Source organism: Mesorhizobium sp. KR1-2 (assembly GCF_040045035.1).
Lineage (GTDB): Bacteria > Pseudomonadota > Alphaproteobacteria > Rhizobiales > Rhizobiaceae > Pseudaminobacter.
On sequence record NZ_JBDZDS010000005.1, the window covers coordinates 291,192 to 309,624 of the forward strand.

An 18,433-nucleotide genomic window follows, 5' to 3' on the forward strand; every position below is an offset into this window, starting at 1 on the left:
AGCTCAAAGTTGACACGCGTTTGACAGGGGCAAAGCAGCGTAGACAGTCGTGCCTTGTCCGGGCGCGGTCTCGACAGTGAGATCGCCACCCACCAGGGCAAGCCGCTCGCGCATTCCCGACAGGCCGAGGGAGTTGGCTCGCCTGAGCTCGTCGGGGTTGGGATCGAAGCCGCGGCCGTTGTCCTCGATGGCCACCCTGACGGCGCCGCCCACCCATTGCACAGTGACGCTGACGGCATTGGCACCGGAGTGCTTAGCAACATTGGTAAGCGCTTCCTGCACGACGCGGTAGATCACCACTTGGTCTTCCTCGCTCAACTGTTCGTCGAGTACCTCAAGGTGGGCATCCGCCGATATGCCGAGACGGCTGGCCCATGATGCCACCAGGCAATTCAGCGCCTCGCGCAGGCCAAGATCGGTCAGCGAGGTCGGCCGCAGCGAGGAAGCGGTGCTGTGAACCTCGAGGCTCATATGATCGACGATCGCCCGCAACTCGACGAGTTCGGCTTCCTTCCCTCGGGATTCCAGCGCCGGTTCAAGATTTTTCAGGCCGAGCGAAAGGGCGGTGAGATCCTGGCCAAGCTGGTCATGCAGTTCGCGAGCGATGCGCAGGCGCTCTTCCTCCTGCGCCTTGAGCAGCCTGCGGGTCAGCCGGTCGCGCTCGGCGTCGGACTCCTTGCGGTCGGTGATGTCGGTGAACGTCACCACGGCGGCGGTGATATTGTTTGCCTCGGTTCGGATCGGGGCGGCATTTGCCGACAGGCAGCCGCGCGTGCCGTCGCCGCGTTTGATCCAGATTTCCTCGTTGTGAGTGACCTCGCCGGTCTCGATCGCACGCGTCAGCGGCCACTCTCGTTGGTCATAACGGCTGCCGTCGGGGCGGTAGCCGATATAGGGCGCGATGTCGGCTACGTTCTGGCAGTCGGCGGCGGCAAACCGCCACAGATGCCGGAACTGGTCGTTGCTGAGCACGATCCGCCGGCTCGACGCTTCGGCAACAGCCACGCCGACGGGCAGGTTCTTGACCACCGCATGCAGCTGCGCCCTGCTTTCCTGCAGGGCTTGCTGGACCTCCTGCCACTCCGCCTCGGCTGCCGCCACGCGGCCCGCCGAGCGCACCAGCGCGAAAACCAGCATCGTGATCAGCGTAAGCGAGAAGATGAGCAGCCAGTCTTCCTCGCCATAAGGACGGTAGGTGGGAGTGAGAAAGGCTACCCAGAAGATCTTGGTGAGCAGGACAGTGAAGCCGATTGTGAGGGTCAGGCTTGCGATAAGCTTTTGGCGATTTCCCAAGTTTCTGACTACGGTTGCTCCGGCAAAATCGGGGAAATGGAAAGATTCCGGCACTGAGATACCCCCATTCCTGAGCGCTGAGTTGCGCGGCAATTGCTGAATGCTGAAGTCGATCGTGGAAAATTGGGCGATCCCCGACGACCGCTTGAACTGCATGCACCCTCTACCCTCAGTCAGGATACTGCCGAAACACGGCAATTTCAGGGTAGATCCTATCATCGCCTCCGAAATGCCGGATGTGAAAGCAGACTAAACTATAATGACCTAATTCATTTGTGGGAAATGTACCCGTCAGGTTTTTCCCTGACACGCATTCGTAAAATTACGAAGGCTTTTTCTGCATCTCCCTACAAATAAAGGTATTTATCCCGAGTTGTTATTAAGCTCATCAAAAGCAACGATGAGCAAGTTGCAAGAGAAGCTTCTTTTGTGAGGTTTCTAAGAGCAATTTATCTTTTGAAAAACATCCAAATTATCTTAGCAACGAAGGGAACGTGACATGAAGAAGGTTTTCCTCGCCGCGACTGCACTTTTGGCAATGACGGCGCTTGCGGCTGCTGACGGTAGCGGTGGCAGCGGCGGTAATGGCAACGGCAATGGCAACGGCAATGTTGGCAACAACAACGGCAACAACAACGGCAATAATAATACCGGGAAGGACAATGGCAACAACAACGGTAACGACAATCGGGGCAGCAACAACGGCAACGAAAACGGGAACAACAATAAAGGCTCGCGCAACGGCAACGAAAACGGCAACGGCAATCGCGGCAGTGACAACGGCAACATGAACGGCAACGACAACCGTGGCAGCCAAAACGGCAACCAGAACGGCAACCACAACCGCGGCAGCGGCAACGGCAACGCCAACGGTATCGGCAACAAAGGTAGCTACAACGGCAACGACAACGGCAACCACAACCGCGGCAGCGGCAACGGCAACGCCAACGGCATCGACAATAAAGGCTCGCACAACGGCAACGACAACGGCAACCATAACCGCGGCAATGGCAACGGCAATGGCAACGGCATTTCCAATGAAGGCTGGTACAACGGCAATTACAACGGCAACCACAACCGCGGCGGCGGCAACGGCAATGGCAACGGCATTGCCAATAGCGGCCGGTACAACGGCAACTACAACGGCAACTACAACCGCGGCAACGCCAACGGCAACGCCAACGGCATACTGAATAGCGGCTGGTACAACGGCAACTACAACGGCAACCACAACCGCAGCGACCTCAACGGCAACATCAACGGCCTGCTGAACAGCGGCTCGTGGAACGGTAACTGGAACGGCAACTGGAACTGATCCGCGTAGCGATCAGGGGTCGTCGCCCGCTCTGCGCGGCGGCCCCATGCCGGCAATCACCAAGCACCATTTTTCGACGCAGTGGTCTGGCCCTGCGCAAGTATGGGGAAAAACCATGAACCAATTCAAATTGCTTCTCACCGGCGCGGCTGCGGCCGTGTGCTGTCTTTCTCTGGGAACGGAAACCGCCTCGAGCGGCCCGGTTTCCATGTCCGATATTGCCAGCATGAGCGCGGCCGCGGCCAATTATTCGTCATCAGGCAACTACGGCTATGGCAACACCGGCACCGGCAATATCGGCGCCTTCAATAGCGGCACCGGCAATGTCGGCGCTTTCAACGGTAACGGAAATGCCTCTTCGACGAGCGGCAACAACAACGTCGGCGCCTTCAACGGCAACCTGAACAGGGGAACGGACAACGGCAACGGCAACGTTGGTGCGCTCAACGGCAACCTGAACAAGGGTTCGCATAACGGCAGCGGCAACGTTGGTGCCCTGAACGGCAACCTGAACAAGGGTTCGTACAACGGCAACCACAATATCGGTTCGTTGAACGGCAACTACAATGGCGGGAATCGCAACGGCAATTCCAACATTGGTTCAAACAACGGCAACAATAACGGAAACGGTAATCGCAATAAGTAACAGGAAATAAACATTTAGCGAAAGAAAGGAGGCGAAGATGACAAAGGTTCCAACAGCGATCCAGCGTCTGCCGCTGATCCTGGTAACATCATTGTTCTTGTCTTCGCCATTCCTCAGTGCCGTCCATTCCGCCGACAGAAACGGTAACGCGAATGGCAGCGGCAATGCTGGCAGCCACAACGGCAATGGCAACGGAAACGGCAATGTCGGTTCCGACAACGGGAATGGCAACGGCAACGACAATACCGGTTCCAATAATGGGAACAACAATGGCAATGGCAATGCCAGCAATGGCAATGGCAACAACAACGGCAACGGTAACGGCGGTAACGGAAACGGCAACGGCAACGGTAATGGCAATAGCAACGGCCATCATCATCACCCCAAGCCGCCCAAGCCCCCAAAGCCCCCCAAGCCGCCAACGCCTCCGCATCCGGTCAAGCCAATCGCCGGGACTGACGCTTCCGGCGGGGGTGGCGGTAGCGGCGGCGGCTGCATCACGGGTTACTCGGACTACACCGGTACCTGGTTTGGCTGCGGTTTCACGGGCCAGCCACTTTGGCCGAACCTTCACTTTTGATTTCCCTATGGAATAGGACTGGCCGCTAACGGTCCTATTCCCGCCCGCGCCCGTCCCCCGCGCCGGCGCGAAGGCCTGGCTGCTGAGGGAGCCTCTTTCACAAGAAGAGGTTTCTTTGGTGCCAGGCCTTTGGCTTTGCGAGGCGCTGGGCTCCGCCCCGGTACGCCTCGGGCGAGGGGTTTGGTTGACGTCGTCGTTCCGCAGCCTTATCCACGTCCTGTCCAGCCTGGCGGCCTTCCTGCCGTCAGGGCGCAGACCAGGGTTTACGCTTGCTCGAACGGCGCGACGACTACGAAAGTCTTTACCGCGATTTCCGCTGGAGGATTCCGCATCGTTTCAACATCGGCGTCGCGGTGTCCGACCATTGGGCATTTCGCGAGCCCGACCGGCCCGCACTGCTCGACTACGGCGCCGAAGGCAAGGCCGCCCGGTTGACGTTCGGTGAGCTTGCGGCCCGCTCCAACGCCTTCGCCAATGGATTGCACCGGCTCGGCGTCCGGCGCGGCGACCGCGTCGCGCTGCTGTTGCCGCAGTGCTTCGAGACGATCATCGCCCACGTCGCCATCTACAAGCTCGGCGCCATCGCGGTTCCGCTGGCGCTCCTGTTCGGCGTCGAGGCGCTGGAATACCGCCTCCAAACGGCCGGCGTGAAGCTTGTCGTCACCAACTCGGCCGGCTGCGCCAAGCTCGCCGCCATCGCCGGCCGCCTTGGCGGGCTGGAAGACATCGTCTCCATCGACGGAGCGGAGCGCGGCGCGCAGGATTTCCACCGTATCCTTGCCAGCCAGCCGGCGTCGTTCGCTGCCGAGGACACGTCGCCGGACGATCCGGCGCTGATGATCTTCACCTCGGGCACGACCGGGCCGCCCAAGGGCGCGTTGCATGGGCATCGCGTGTTGCTGGGCCACCTGCCGGGCGTGCAGACGGCATATGAATTCTTGCCCCAGCCGGGCGACCTGATGTGGACGCCGGCTGACTGGGCCTGGGCCGGCGGCCTGCTCAACGCTCTTTTGCCGGCGCTCTATTTCGGCGTGCCGGTGGTGGCGAGCCGCTTCGACAAGTTCGATCCGGAGGCCGCCCTCGGCCTCATCGAGAAGATGCAGGTGCGCACCGCCTTCATCCCGCCGACTGCGCTGAGGATGCTGAAGGGCGTTTCCGGCGCAAGCAAGCGTTTCCGGCTCGGCCTGCGCAGCGTGGGTTCGGCCGGCGAGGCGCTCGGGCGCGAAACCTATGAGTGGGCGCAGGCCGAGCTTGGCCTGACGGTCAACGAATTCTATGGCCAGACCGAGTGTAACATCGTGCTGTCGTCCTGCGCTGCGCTCGGCGTGACCCGTGGGGGTGCGATCGGCAAGGCCGTGCCGGGGCATTCGGTCGGGATCATCGACGGCGAAGGACGCCGCCTCCCCGCCGGCGAGATCGGCCAGATCGCGGTGCGGCGCCCGGACCCGGTGATGTTCCTCGAATACTGGCAAAACCCGGATGCCACCGCGAAAAAATTCATCGGCGACTGGATGACCACCGGCGACCAGGGCGTGGAGGACGAAGCCGGCTACATCCATTTCTTCGGCCGCGACGACGACGTCATCACCTCTGCCGGCTTCCGCATCGGCCCCGGTGAAATCGAGGATTGCCTGACCGGCCATCCGGCAGTGGCCCTGGCCGCCGCCGTCGGCAAGCCCGACGCGCTGCGCACCGAGATCGTCAAGGCCTATGTCGTGTTGAAGGACGGTTTTGCCGGCGACGCGGCGCTGGCCGAGGAAATCAGGCTGTGGGTGCGCGAGCGCCTTTCGGCGCATGAATATCCGCGCGAGGTGGAGTTCGTGGATTCAATGCCGCTGACCACCAGCGGCAAGGTCATCCGACGCATCTTTCGCGAACGGGCAAGGCGCGAGGCCAAGCTCTCGACCCCCGAAACCGTCAGTCCCGCTTGAGCAGGCCGCGCATCCGATTGCGCAGCAAGCGCGCCAGGTTGCGCGTTTCGGTGTAGAGGTGAAGCTGCGACGCCGCCTGGCGGGTGGCGCGGTCCGCGTCGGGGGTTAGCCCGATCAGCGCGGTGCCGAACGTGCGCCGCTCAGACCATAGCCGGCTCATCATCGGGTGATCCGGCACAGCGCAGGAGTCGGTCATGACGACGTTGGGATCGTCGAGATGCTGCCGGGTCACCTCGATCATCAGCAGCGTGCCGGGGGAATAGGCGCTGTAGCGTTCGTCATAGGCCGTCTTCCAGGTATAGGCCACGCCCGCCTCGATGAAGACGACGAGGCAGGCGACGGCCTCGCCATTCAGCGTCAGCAGGTGGATGCGGCACAGATCGCGCTCGGCAAGGCAATGCACGGCCTCGCGCGCGAAGGCGGCGCGGTAGCGGTCGGCGGCCATGGCGGTGCGCCTGCGGCCCTTCCAGCCGGCAGCCTCGAGCGTGAGGAAGGTCTCGAGCGCGTTGCGGATCTCGTCCTCACCGCGCGCCACGACATGCTCGAGCTGCCCGTGTTCGGCCAGCCGCCGCTTCAGCCGGCGGAACTCGCGGTAGTGGTGTTGCCGCAGTGAGGCCTTGAGATAGTCGTCTCCTTCGAGCTGGCTTTGGAGGAAGGGTCGCTCCACCTCGTTGGTGATGGCGATCGGCAGGCCGCGTGTCTCGGCCACGCGCCGCAGAACGCCGGCGACGGGCCCGTCAAGCAGCATATCTGGCACGACGAAGACCTTAGGCAGCTTCAGATGCGGGCGTGCCAGCATCGCGAAGAAGTCCTCGACCACGCCTTCGGGGTCGTCGCGGTCGAGCAGCGGCGTGCCGCGCGGGCCGAAAGGGCTCGCCCAGCTGCGCAGGATCGGGACGCCGAGCGGGATGCTCGGCCGCTCCACCGAATAGGGCACCAACAGGCGCAGGCGGCTGCGATATTCGTCGCCGTCGCGGATGACCGCCAGGCGCACCTCGCGGTCTTCCAGGCGCGGCATCGCTGGCGCCAGGAAGCGCGGGTTGAAGAAGACGTTGGATTCCACCGTCCGCGTGCTCAGATGGTCGAGTTCCTCGATCAGGTCGAACCCGGCCGAGGCGGGATAGATTGCCAGCCGGCGCGGCGGGCGACTGTTGGCCGCGAGCTCCACATGGGCGGGGTCGACAGCCTTGCCGCCGAGGTCGGCGAAGCCCGAGATCATCGTGCCGGCCGGGCCGGCGCTGGTTTCCTCGACAAGCGGAACGGCTGCCATCAGAGGGCCTCCTCTCGGGCTTGCGTTGCAGGCATGAAGATCGCCATGACGATGCCGAGCTTGCGCCAGACGGTGAAGGAAAGCGCGCTTGCCTCGAAGGCCATGGCAACCGTGGTGGCGATCGCGGCGCCCCACAGGCCGAAATGCGGAATGAACAGCACGTTCAGGCCGATATTGATCGCCAGCGTCAGCGCATAGACCAGCGCGCAGATGTTCTGGTTGCCGCTCATGGTCAGCAGGCTCTCGCAGGGGCCAACAGCAGCCCGGGCGACAACCCCCAGCGTCAGCAGGAACAGCAGCGGATAGCCCGTGTCGAAGCCGGGGCCGAACAGCATCAGCATCGGCTTGCCGAGCGCCAGAACGGCGAGCGCCATCGCGACCGAGGGCCAGAACGTCCAGGACACGGTTTCGCGCGCGAAGTCGGCGAGGCGGTCGGGGTCGCCATGGGTGAATTGCGCATAGCGCTGAGCGACGCCTGCCTTGACCGCGAAATAGACGAAGTGGACCAGAGCCAGTGTCTTCACCGTGGCGAAGTAGACAGCGACGTCCTGCGGCTCCATATAGGCGCCGACCATCAGCACGTCGGCATTGGTCAGGATGAAGAAGAAGCTTTCGACCAGGAAGATCGGCACCGAGACTATGAACCAGCTGCGCAGATAGGTCTTGCGCGGCCCGGGGCCGACCTTGGCGTCGACACGGCCGGTGACGCTGACGAGTTGCACGATCGTCGTGGCGTAGGTGGCCAGGATCGCGGCGAACACGGCCGTCGTCGCCGTGGGCGGATAGCCGACGAGCAGGGCGCCGGCCATGAAGACCAGGATGAGGACGGGGCGGGTGAGGTAGGTCGGCGACAGCGCCGAAATCGCCCAGGAGTGCGCCCGCGAGATGCCCTGCAGCACATCCGACAGCGCGATCATCGGCATGCAGATGACGCCGAGCATGAAGGGTATGACGTAGTAGCTCTCGATCAGGTCGGAGCACAGCCAGATGCCCAGCGCGCCGAGGCCGGCCATGAGCGTGGCGGAGATGAGCGAGAACAGGCGGCTGGCAAGCAGCATGCCGCGCAGTTCCGCCAGCATGCCCTTTTCCCGGTATTCGGGGATGAAGCGGATGACGGAGGTGTGGAAGCCGAGGCAGGCCAGGTTGCCGATGATGATCATCGTCACCCAGACCAGCACGAAGATGCCGTATTCGAAACCGCCCATCCAGCGCGCCAGAAGCACCTGGCTGACGAAGGCGATGACGGCGCTGACGATGCGGATGGCGAAGGCGATCAGCGACATGCGGCCGGCTTCGCCGCGCTCGTCGGCGGAGAACAATATTGCGTCGATCCGGCTAAGCAGCGGCCGCAGGCGAAGCGCCAGCGGCGCCGGCAGGAAACGCTCGGCCGTCATTGCTGCGGAAAAGCGCACGCACTATTCTCCGATCTTCCACATGATCTCTGAGCCATAGGCGAGACTCTTTAAGAAACGGTTCGGGGTCGTGTCTGGCGGGCGGTTTCCACGGCGTGAAATTCCGTCTTGACCTCAACCTTGGTTGAGGTCGCATAGCTGTGTCCGCTCAGGCCTCGCTTGCATGAACTTGCTGGAGAGAGCCCATCTCAGAGAGGACATCATGCTTCAAGACAAGACTGTAAACGGACGCGTCTACCGAATGGATCAGTTCGCCGTTCCCAACCGGGCGCGCGACGAATTTCTGCAGAGGGTGCGCCAGACGCACGAAGTGCTGCGAACGCAGCCCGGCTTCCTGCAGGATTTCGTGTTGGAGCGGTCTTCGGGCGAGGGCGAATACAATCTCGTCACCATCGTCGAGTGGGAAGACGAGGCTGTCGTGGAACGCGCCAAGTCCGCCGTGCGGGACATGCACCGGCAGATTGGTTTCAACCCACCGGAATTCATGGCAAGGCTTGGCATAAGGGCAGCCATCGCGACCTACGGCCATGTCCGCCAATAACAGAAAGGCCCGACCCTTCAAGGTCGGGCCTTTGTAAGAGGCGTTAGAGCTCGCTGTTCGCTGTCGCTCAGGCGAAAGCGCCGTGGCAGTGCTTGTACTTCTTGCCGGAGCCGCAGGGGCAGGCCTCGTTGCGGCCGATCTTGCCCCAGGTGGACGGGTTCTTCGGGTCGCGCTCCTCGGCAGGAACGACGCGGGTGTCGTCCAGAACCAGAGTGGCGGCGCCTTCGCCGAAATCGTCCTCGCCGGTCAGCGGGTCGGCGTGGTGGCCATGCGCCACCGGCGCCTGCGGCGGCGGGGCGTCGGCTGCCTCGCGCACCAGCTCGACACGCATCAGCTGTGCGGTCACCGCCTGGCGCAGATTGCCGAGCATGGCCTGGAACAGCTCGAAGCCTTCCGACTTGTACTCGTTCAGCGGGTCGCGCTGGGCATAGCCACGGAAGCCGACGACCGAGCGCAGGTGGTCGAGGTTGACCAGGTGTTCGCGCCAGAGATGGTCGAGGGTCTGCAGCACGACGGTGCGTTCCACATAGGCCATCACCTCGGGGCCGAAGCGCTCGGCGCGGTCGGCAGCAGCAGAATCTGCCTGCTCGGTGACGCGTTCGCGGATGACCTCCTCGCCGATGCCTTCTTCCTGCACCCAATCCTCGACCGGCAGGTTGAGGTTGAGGAACTGCAGCGCCTCCTCCTTGAGGCCGGTCGAGTCCCACTGCTCGGCATAGGCGTTCTCGGGGATATGCTTGGCGACGAGGTCGTCGATGACGTCCTGGCGCATCTCGGCAACGGTCTCGGACAGGTTCTCGCCGTCCATCAGTTCGAGACGCTGGGCGAATACGACCTTGCGCTGGTCGTTCATCACGTCGTCGTACTTGAGCAGGTTCTTGCGGATGTCGAAGTTGCGCGCCTCGACCTTCTTCTGCGCCTTTTCGAGAGCCTTGTTGATCCAGGGATGGATGATGGCCTCGTCTTCCTTCAGGCCGAGCTTCTGGAGCATGCCGTCCATGCGCTCGGAGCCGAAGATGCGCATCAGGTCGTCCTGCAGCGACAGGAAGAACTTCGAGCGGCCGGGGTCGCCCTGACGGCCGGAACGGCCGCGAAGCTGGTTGTCGATGCGGCGGCTTTCATGGCGTTCGGTGGCAAGCACATAGAGGCCGCCGGCGGCCAGCGCCTTTTCCTTGAGCACGGCGATGTCATCACGGATCGCCTGCTCCCGGGCGGTGCGCTCGGAGCCTTCCGGCATGTCGCCAAGCTCCTCGGCGATGCGCATCTCGGCGTTGCCGCCGAGCTGGATGTCGGTGCCGCGGCCGGCCATGTTGGTGGCAATCGTGATGGCGCCGGGCTTGCCGGCCTGGGCGACGATGGAAGCCTCGCGCTCGTGATGGCGGGCGTTCAGCACCTCGAAATCGGCGAAGCCTTCCTTGCGCAGGCGTGCGGCCAGGTGCTCGGACTTCTCGATCGAGGTCGTGCCGACCAGCGTCGGCTGGCCGCGCGAATTGGCTTCGCGGATCTCCTTGACAATCGCCTTGTACTTTTCCTCGACCGTCCGGTAGACCTCGTCGTCCTCGTCGATGCGCTGGACGGGCAGGTTGGTCGGCACCTCGGTGACCTCGAGGCCGTAGATGTTGCCGAACTCCTCCGCCTCGGTCGACGCCGTGCCGGTCATGCCGGCCAGCTTCTCGTACATGCGGAAGTAGTTCTGGAAGGTGACCGACGCCAGCGTCTGGTTCTCGGGCTGGATCTGCACGTGCTCCTTGGCCTCGAGCGCCTGGTGCAGGCCTTCGGAGAAGCGGCGGCCGGGCATCATGCGGCCCGTGAACTCGTCGATGATGACGATCTCGCCGTCCTTGACGATGTAGTCCTTGTCGCGCTGGAACAGCTGGTGCGCCTTCAGGGCGTTGTTCACATGGTGCACCATGGCGACGTTCTCGACGTCGTAGAGCGACTCGCCCTTGAGCAGGCCGGCATCGCGCAGCAGGTTCTCGACCTTCTCGGTGCCTTCTTCGGTGAAGATGGCGGTCTTCTGCTTCTCGTCGACTTCGTAGTCGACCGGCAGCAGCGTTTTGATGAAGGCGTCGACCGTGTTGTACATCTCGGACCGGTCTTCGAGCGGGCCCGAGATGATCAGCGGCGTGCGCGCCTCGTCGATCAGGATCGAGTCCACCTCGTCGACGATCGCGTAATGGTGCGGGCGCTGCACCATCTGCGCGCGCTCATACTTCATGTTGTCGCGCAGGTAGTCGAAGCCGAGCTCGTTGTTGGTCGCGTAGGTCACGTCGCAGGCATAGGCCGCGCGGCGCTCGTCGTCGCTCATGCCGTGCACGATCACGCCGACGGTGAGGCCGAGGAACTTGTAGATGCGACCCATCCAGTCCGAGTCGCGCTTGGCGAGGTAGTCGTTGACGGTAACGACGTGGACGCCCTTGCCGGTCAGCGCGTTGAGGTAGACGGGCAGGGTGGCCACCAGCGTCTTGCCCTCGCCGGTGCGCATCTCGGCGATGCCGCCGTCATGCAGCACCATGCCACCGATGAGCTGGACGTCGAAGGGACGCAAGCCCAGCGCACGCCGGGCGCCCTCGCGCGCGGTGGCGAAGGCGGGAACCAGCAGGTCGTCGATATTGGCGCCGTTGGCCAGTTCCTCGCGGAACTTCACGGTGCGGGCGCGCAACTCGTCGTCCGACAGAGCGCGGATTTCATTTTCGAGAGCATTGACCGCCGCCACGCGTGGGCGTGTCGCCTTGACGCGACGATCGTTGGAGGAGCCGAAAATCTTACGGGCGATGCCGCCGAGACTGACCATCAAAAGGCCTTTCAGTTCGAATTCTTGCCGACCGGGTGGCGGCGGAACCCACACAAGGTCCATATAGAGCAGGTAACACCGAAAAGCGCCCGGAAAACGGTTCTGGACGCGAAGTCGAAGGACAGATAAGAGGGGCCTGAAGCGATGTCAACTTGGCAGCGTGCCTGTTGCCCGCGCCTAATTCAGCCATATTTGTGCTGATCAGAAGGTTTCATCATTCCTACCGGAGACTTCCGATGCCCCTTTCGTTCAGACGTGCCTCACTAGCCGGCCTCGGCGTGATGCTCGCTTTGGCAGTTCCTGCCGCCAATCTGGCGTTCGCGCAGGAAACGCCGCCCGCCGCGGAGGCGCCTGCCAAGCCCGTCGATCCTGCCGCTGTTGTGGCGACCGTTAACGGCCAGTCCATCACCGAGGCTGACCTGACGCTCGCCGAAAGCGACCTGGATCAGCAGTTTTCGAAGCTTCCGGCCGAACAGCGCCGCGCTGCCGCCCTTTCGGCGATCATCGAGATCCGCCTGCTGGCCGACGAGGCCAAGGCCAAGGGCTTCGACAAGGACCCGGAATTCCAGCGCCGCATGCAGTTCCTGCAGGACCGCGCCCTGCACAGCCAGGTGGTCGAGCAGGAAGTGTCGAAGGCGATCACCGATGACGAGGTTCGCGCCCGTTACGACAAGGAAATCGCCGCTGCACCGCCCGTCAATGAGGTCCATGCTCGTCACATTCTGGTGAAGACCAAGGAAGAGGCCGAGGCCATCATCAAGCAGCTCGATGGCGGCGCGAAGTTCGAGGACATCGCCAAGGAGAAGTCCAGCGATGCCGGCTCGGGCGCCAATGGCGGCGACCTTGGCTATTTCGGCCCCGGCCAGATGGTACCGGAATTCGAGAAGGCCGCCTTCGCCCTAGAACCGGGCGCCTACACCAAGGAGCCGGTGCAGACCCAGTTCGGCTGGCACGTCATCAAGGTCGAGGACAAGCGCGCCCAGCAGCCGCCGGCCTTCGATCAGGTCAAGGGCCAGGTGCGTTCGCTGCTCCTGCGCGACAAGTATTTCGAGCTGGTCAAGTCGCTGCGCGGCGCGGCCAAGATCGACGTGGCCGATCCTGAACTGAAGAAGGCCGTCGACCACATGGATCAGGACAAGTAAGCGTTTCGGGTTGATCTTGAAGCGACGAATAGAAAAAGGGCCGCGGCATTCGCGGCCCTTTTTTCTTGGCGTCAGCTCTGCTGCACGTCGGCCTTTTCAGGCGCGGACCGCCGATCCGCTGAGCCGCCAGGCGGCCAGGAAGCCGGCGAACGCCATGGGCAGCGCGGTCACGAAGACCCACACCGCGGTCGCCTCGGCGCTGGCGACCGTCAGCCCGGAGCCGAAGCCGACGAGATTGGCGGTCGCACCGGCGATCGCTGCGCCGACCGCGCCGCCCGACTGGCGAACGGCAATGAAGGCGGAGGCGCCGATGGCGCGATCTTCGTCGGCAAGTGCGCCCAGGATGCGCCGGTTCATCAGGCTGGAGGAGAAGCCGAACCCCGCGCCGACGGTTGCCGCCGAGGCGATGACGAAGCCGAGCGGAGCGCTCTGCAGCAGCAATGCCAGCAGGGCTACGCCGGCAAGAATGCCGGTCGCGCCGCGCCGGATCCAGCGCTGTTCGCCGCCGTCGGCTACCCCCGCCACCACGAATGCGGCCAGTGTCCACGAGAGGGCTTGCACGCCGACGATATAGCCGGCCGCAAGCGGCGAGAGCCCACGCAGCGTCTGCAGGATCGCAGGGCCATAGACGGTGAGCCCCATCGAGGAGGCGGTTAGCGCAAAGATTGCCGCATAGCCCGAGCCGCAGATGGTCCGCATGTCGCCGGCCCGGTGCGGCAGCAGGCGAACGCCCGTCCGGCCATCGAGCCAGAGAACAAGGGCGAGGATGGCAAGGCCGGCCACCACCAGGCCGATCGTGATCGACGGCTGGGCAATGGTGTCGGCCAACGAAATGGCGCTGACGCCGAGCCCCAGCGTGAGAAGCTGGAGCCAGGGCACGCCGGTGCTCGTCTCCGATTTCTTCGTGCCTTTGAGCAGAAAGGGCGCGGCGGCACCGAAAATGAGAGCCTGCAGGGCAAACAGCCAGAACACCCAGCGCCAGCCGCCGGTCTCGGCGAACAGGCCGCCGACCAGGGGGCCGAGTACGGTGGCGATGCCCCACACGCCCGAGATAGCGGCGAAAACCCGCGCCAGATGCCTCCCGGGAAAGAGCACGGCGATGGCTACCATGGCGAAGCCGGCGATCCAGCCGCAGCCTATGCCCTGCAGCAGCCGGCCGACGAGGAAAGAACCTATGTCGGGCGCGGCCGCGCTGAGCACGCAGCCCCCGGTGAGCACCAGGCCGGCGATGGTGGTTGCGAGCCGCAGGCCGAAGATTTCGGAAAGCCTGCCGGCACTCGCGCCGGCCAGGATCGCGCCTACCAGGAAGCCGGCGACGGCCCAGCTGAAATAGGCATAGCCGCCCAGCTCCGCGCCTACGCTTGGCATGATGGTGGCGGTAACCAGCGTGTCGGCGGCATTCAGCCAGATGCCCAGGCAGATCAGCGCAAAACGCGGCAGCCTGCCTTCCGCAAGCAGGTCAGCCCATCCTGTTTCGGCGCGTTCCGACAGTTCCGTCATGCGATATCCTTTCGTGGGAAATCCAAGCCTGAGGTGTCGGGCAGCAGATCGCAATGCCTCAGAGGGGCGGAAGAGCCGGTCCAGTTTTGCGGATCCTTCGTCGTAGCGTCATGACAGCTTGGATGGCGCGGGCGCAATCCCCGCGTGCCCAACCTGTTCTCCAGCTCTATCAATCCCCGGCGCTTCCAGGCAGTTACGCGTGAAAACGCCTTGCGCGGCCACGTTCTATCGGGCAAACGGGGCCTCGGTTTGCGCTTCATGCTCGACGAGGTCCCATGTCCGAGACGATTTCCCCCCTCGCACCCAAGAAATACCCCAAGATGCCGCCCGTCGATGGCGTGCGCATCGCCACGGCCGAGGCCGGCATCAAGTACAAGAACCGCACCGATCTGCTGACAATGGTGTTCGATGAGGGAACTGCCGTCGCTGGCGTGTTCACCCGTTCCAAGTGCCCGTCGGCGCCGGTCGACTTCTGCCGCGAAAATCTCGCCGGCGGCAAGGCGCGCATCCTGGTGGTCAATTCCGGCAACGCCAATGCCTTCACCGGCAAGAAGGGCCGCGAGACCACGAGCATGACCGGCAAGGCAGCGTCGGAAGCCGCCGGCTGCACGCCGGCCGAGGTGTTCCAGGCCTCCACCGGCGTCATCGGCGAGCCGCTCGACGCCAACCGCTTCAGCCACCTTCTGGCCGGCATGGTCAAGGACGCTAAGGCGGAATTGTGGACGGAAGCCGCCAAGGCGATCATGACCACCGACACCTATCCGAAGGTCGCCACCGCCACGGTGAAGCTCGGAGATGTCGACGTGACCATCAACGGCATCGCCAAGGGTGCAGGCATGATCGCGCCCGACATGGCCACGATGCTGTCGTTTGTCGCCACCGATGCGCCGATCGAGGCGCCGGTGCTGCAGGCACTCTTGTCGAAGGGTGTTGCCCCGACCTTCAACTCGGTCACCGTCGACAGCGACACCTCGACCAGCGACACGCTGCTTCTGTTCGCCACGGGCGCTGCGGCCAAGCGCGGCGCGGCTAAGGTCTCCGATGTCAAGGATGCGCGGCTGGCGCCTTTCAAGCGAGCGCTGAACAAGATCCTGAAGAATCTTGCTCTGCAGGTCGTGCGCGATGGCGAGGGCGCGCGCAAGCAGGTGGAAGTCACCGTCACAGGCGCCAAGTCGGCGCGCTCGGCCAAGCGCATCGCGCTGTCGATCGCCAATTCGCCGCTGGTCAAGACGGCGGTGGCCGGCGAGGACGCCAATTGGGGCCGTGTCGTCATGGCCGTCGGCAAGTCCGGCGAGCCGGCCGACCGCGACCGGCTCTCGATCTGGTTCGGCGACAATCGCCTCGCGGTCGAAGGCGAGCGCGACCCGAACTACTCGGAGGAGCAGACCTCGACCTATATGAAGCGCGACGAGATCCGCATCCGCGCCGACATAGGCATCGGCCGCGGCAAGGCCACGGTGTGGACCTGCGACCTCACCAAGGAATACGTCGCCATCAACGGCGACTACCGGAGCTGATGGCGGCGTGACCGAGACAACGCCGATTCCGGAACTGGCGCGCGTCCGTCGCTTCGAGGCGGCGGCCTTCCGCGCCTGGCCGGCGGCCGCCGTCCATTATGACGGCACCTGGGTGGTGCGGCTCACAGCCGGCCATCCGGCCAAACGGCTCAACTCGGTCAATCCGCTCGATCCGGGCGATGTCGGCAATCTGGAGGAGCGCATTGCCCGCGCGGCCCGCCGCTTCGACGCCTATGGCCGCCCGCTGACCTTCCGGCTCTCGCCCCTGTCCGGCCCGGTGCTGGCAACCTATCTCGATGCCGAGGGTTGGGGTGTCTTTGACGAGTCGCTGGTTATGCGGCTGCCGCTTGAGCAAGCCGGCGTCGAAGACGCCATGGACCAGATTCCGCTGAAGGACATCGGCCGCTTCATCGGGGCTGCGCTGAAGGTCCATGACCTGCCGGCCGAACTGCGGCCCGGCCTGTCCGAGATCATCGGCGCGATCAAGCCCGAGGCGGGGCTGTTCGTGCAGGAAGACGCCAGCCAGCCGCTGGCAACCGCCATATGCGTCCACGACGGCGACCTTGCCGGCCTGTTCGAGGTCGCCACCGAGGCTGCCGAGCGCGGCAAGGGCCATGGCCGACGCATCATCCGCTCGGCACTGAAGTGGGCGCGGCTGCGGGGCGCCCGCGAAGCCTGGCTGCAGGTCGAGGCGTCCAACGAGGCCGCTCGCCACCTCTACGAGTCGCTCGGTTTCACCGAGGTCTACCGCTATCACTATCGCAGACCGCCGGGAGCCGATGCATGAGCAAGCGCATTCTCCTGGTCGCGGCCTGCGCGCTGGTCGACGCTGACGGCCGCGTGCTTCTGGCGCAGCGCCCCGAGGGCAAGGCGCTCGCCGGCCTTTGGGAATTTCCCGGCGGCAAGGTCGAGCCCGGCGAGACGCCCGAGGAAACGCTGATCCGCGAGATGCACGAGGAGATCGGCATCGAGACCAAGGCGGCCTGCCTGGCGCCGCTGACCTTCGCCAGCCACACCTACGACGATTTCCACCTGCTGATGCCGCTCTACGTGTGCCGACGGTTTGAGGGCACGCCCCATCCCAAGGAAGGGCAGGTGCTGAAATGGGTGCGCCCGCGCCAGATGCGCGACTACTTGATGCCGCCGGCCGACGAGCCGCTGATCCCCTTCCTGATCGACCTGCTCTAGGTGGCGCGGCTGTCCGGCAACGCGTTTCAGGCTAAGGTTGCCGAGGAGGGCCACTCTGTCCATTGGCGGCAGAACCTGGTCGTCTGCCTGCTCGGCTCCTTCACCACCATCATCGCCATGACGCTGCTGCTGCCGTTCCTGCCGCTCTATGTCGAGCAGCTCGGCGTCACCGACCATGCGGCCATCGTGCAATGGTCGGGCGTCGCCTATGGCGCGACCTTCTTTTCCGCCGCGCTCACCGCGCCGCTCTGGGGCCAGCTCGGCGACCGCTACGGTCGGAAATCGATGCTGATCCGGGCCAGCCTCGGCATGGCCGTGTCCATGTCGCTGATCGGCATGGCACAGAATGTGTGGCAGCTGGTGGGTCTGCGCCTCTTCGCCGGCATCGCCGGCGGCTATGCCTCCGGCTCGGTCATCCTTGTCGCCACGCAGACGCCCAAGCAGCGTTCCGGCTGGGCGCTCGGCATGCTGTCGTCGGGCGTCATGGCCGGTAATCTGGTCGGACCGCTGATTGGCGGCGCACTGCCGCAGCTCTTTGGCATCCGCCAGACCTTTCTGCTGGCCGGCGGCGTGATCTTCATCGCTTTCCTGGCGACTACCTTTCTTATCCGCGAGGAGGCGCGCCCGCGGCGCGAAAAGCCGAGAAAGGGGGAGGGCGGCTGGGCGGCGATTCCCGACAAGCGGCCGATCCTGGCCATGTTCGCCACCGGCCTGCTGCTGATGGTGGCCACCATGTCGATCGAGCCGATCATCACCGTCTATGTTGCCCAGCTGGTGCCCGACGCCAGTCGCGTGACCATGGTCTCCGGTCTCGCAATGTCGGCGGCCGCACTTGGCGCGATCCTGTCGGCCTCGCGGCTGGGCAAGCTCGCCGACCGCATCGGCCATTGGACAGTCATCGTCGGTTGCCTGTCCGTTTCCGCAGTGCTGCTGGTGCCGCAGGCCTTCGTCACTGCTGGCTGGCAACTGGTCGGCTTGCGCTTCCTCATGGGATTGGCGCTGGGCGGACTGCTGCCCTGCATCGCCAGTGTCATCCGCCACAACGTCCCCGACCGCTTCGCCGGCAACGTGCTCGGTATTTCCACTTCGGCTCAATATGCCGGCCAGGTGATCGGCCCGCTCGCCGGCGGTTTCATCGGCGGGCATGTCGGCATGCGAGCCGTGTTTCTCGGTACGGCGGTGCTGATGGCTGTCGGCGCAGCCTGCAATTGGCTGGCGCGGCCGGTCTCGCGGGACCACCTCTCCGGCCGTTAATAAATCCTTTAACCGATCGTGAAAAGTTAAGCGGAAATTGCCGGCCATCC

General features: G+C 64.1%; 15 protein-coding genes. 10 read left to right on the forward strand and 5 right to left on the reverse strand.

Annotation, left to right across the window (positions count from 1 at the left end; genetic code table 11):
* Window positions 1-3: 3 nt before the first annotated feature.
* Window positions 4-1,491: an ATP-binding protein gene (locus ABLE85_RS13135; RefSeq protein WP_348793169.1), complete on the reverse strand. Its 1,488-nt coding sequence runs from the start codon at window positions 1,489-1,491 to the stop codon at window positions 4-6.
* A gap of 301 nt (window positions 1,492-1,792) precedes the next feature.
* On the opposite strand from ABLE85_RS13135, the gene ABLE85_RS13140 reads away from it, so the two are divergent.
* The 4 genes from ABLE85_RS13140 to ABLE85_RS13155 all read left to right on the forward strand — a co-directional run bounded on the left by ABLE85_RS13140 (window position 1,793) and on the right by ABLE85_RS13155 (window position 5,765).
* Window positions 1,793-2,608, forward strand: a complete 816-nt coding sequence (locus tag ABLE85_RS13140) for a hypothetical protein (RefSeq protein ID WP_348793170.1) — start codon at window positions 1,793-1,795, stop codon at window positions 2,606-2,608.
* Window positions 2,609-2,654: 46 nt separating this feature from the next.
* Window positions 2,655-3,254, forward strand: a complete 600-nt coding sequence (locus ABLE85_RS13145) for a hypothetical protein (protein ID WP_348793171.1) — start codon at window positions 2,655-2,657, stop codon at window positions 3,252-3,254.
* A gap of 37 nt (window positions 3,255-3,291) precedes the next feature.
* A complete protein-coding gene (locus ABLE85_RS13150) occupies window positions 3,292-3,834 on the forward strand; it encodes a hypothetical protein (RefSeq protein WP_348793172.1) in 543 nt (180 codons plus the stop codon).
* A 269-nt stretch (window positions 3,835-4,103) separates the two neighbouring features.
* Window positions 4,104-5,765: an AMP-binding protein gene (locus ABLE85_RS13155; RefSeq protein ID WP_348793173.1), complete on the forward strand. Its 1,662-nt coding sequence runs from the start codon at window positions 4,104-4,106 to the stop codon at window positions 5,763-5,765.
* On the opposite strand, the gene ABLE85_RS13160 is transcribed toward ABLE85_RS13155, so the two are convergent.
* Window positions 5,752-7,035, reverse strand: a complete 1,284-nt coding sequence (locus ABLE85_RS13160; protein WP_348793174.1) for a GNAT family N-acetyltransferase — start codon at window positions 7,033-7,035, stop codon at window positions 5,752-5,754. The two genes, ABLE85_RS13155 and ABLE85_RS13160, sit on opposite strands and share 14 nt — an antisense overlap.
* Window positions 7,035-8,447, reverse strand: coding sequence for a lipopolysaccharide biosynthesis protein (locus ABLE85_RS13165; RefSeq protein ID WP_348793175.1), 1,413 nt, complete (start codon window positions 8,445-8,447; stop codon window positions 7,035-7,037). The genes ABLE85_RS13160 and ABLE85_RS13165 overlap by 1 nt, the downstream gene beginning before the upstream one ends.
* Window positions 8,448-8,649: 202 nt before the next feature.
* On the opposite strand from ABLE85_RS13165, the gene ABLE85_RS13170 reads away from it, so the two are divergent.
* Entirely contained in the window at window positions 8,650-8,988 is a 339-nt protein-coding gene (locus tag ABLE85_RS13170) for an antibiotic biosynthesis monooxygenase family protein (protein WP_348793176.1), read from the forward strand.
* Window positions 8,989-9,055: 67 nt separating this feature from the next.
* Here ABLE85_RS13170 and secA read toward each other — a convergent pair whose 3' ends face one another.
* Entirely contained in the window at window positions 9,056-11,782 is a 2,727-nt protein-coding gene (gene secA, locus ABLE85_RS13175; RefSeq protein ID WP_348793177.1) for a preprotein translocase subunit SecA, read from the reverse strand.
* A 236-nt stretch (window positions 11,783-12,018) separates the two neighbouring features.
* On the opposite strand from secA, the gene ABLE85_RS13180 reads away from it, so the two are divergent.
* Window positions 12,019-12,924, forward strand: coding sequence for a peptidylprolyl isomerase (locus ABLE85_RS13180; protein ID WP_348793178.1), 906 nt, complete (start codon window positions 12,019-12,021; stop codon window positions 12,922-12,924).
* Window positions 12,925-13,020: 96 nt separating this feature from the next.
* Here ABLE85_RS13180 and ABLE85_RS13185 read toward each other — a convergent pair whose 3' ends face one another.
* Entirely contained in the window at window positions 13,021-14,424 is a 1,404-nt protein-coding gene (locus tag ABLE85_RS13185) for an MFS transporter (RefSeq protein WP_348793179.1), read from the reverse strand.
* Window positions 14,425-14,699: 275 nt separating this feature from the next.
* Between ABLE85_RS13185 and argJ the strand changes: the two genes are divergently transcribed.
* From argJ to ABLE85_RS13205, 4 genes are read left to right on the forward strand one after another with little or no spacing between them, the layout of a single operon-like run.
* The gene (gene argJ / locus ABLE85_RS13190; RefSeq protein WP_348793180.1) at window positions 14,700-15,941 is read left to right on the forward strand and encodes a bifunctional glutamate N-acetyltransferase/amino-acid acetyltransferase ArgJ; all 1,242 of its coding nucleotides are present in this window, start codon (window positions 14,700-14,702) and stop codon (window positions 15,939-15,941) included.
* A 7-nt stretch (window positions 15,942-15,948) separates the two neighbouring features.
* Window positions 15,949-16,728: a GNAT family N-acetyltransferase gene (locus tag ABLE85_RS13195; protein WP_348793181.1), complete on the forward strand. Its 780-nt coding sequence runs from the start codon at window positions 15,949-15,951 to the stop codon at window positions 16,726-16,728.
* Entirely contained in the window at window positions 16,725-17,129 is a 405-nt protein-coding gene (locus tag ABLE85_RS13200) for a (deoxy)nucleoside triphosphate pyrophosphohydrolase (protein WP_348793182.1), read from the forward strand. Before ABLE85_RS13195 ends, ABLE85_RS13200 begins: the two co-directional genes overlap by 4 nt.
* Complete coding sequence (locus ABLE85_RS13205) at window positions 17,130-18,383, forward strand: multidrug efflux MFS transporter (protein ID WP_348793183.1); 1,254 nt, start codon at window positions 17,130-17,132, stop codon at window positions 18,381-18,383.
* Window positions 18,384-18,433: the final 50 nt, after the last annotated feature.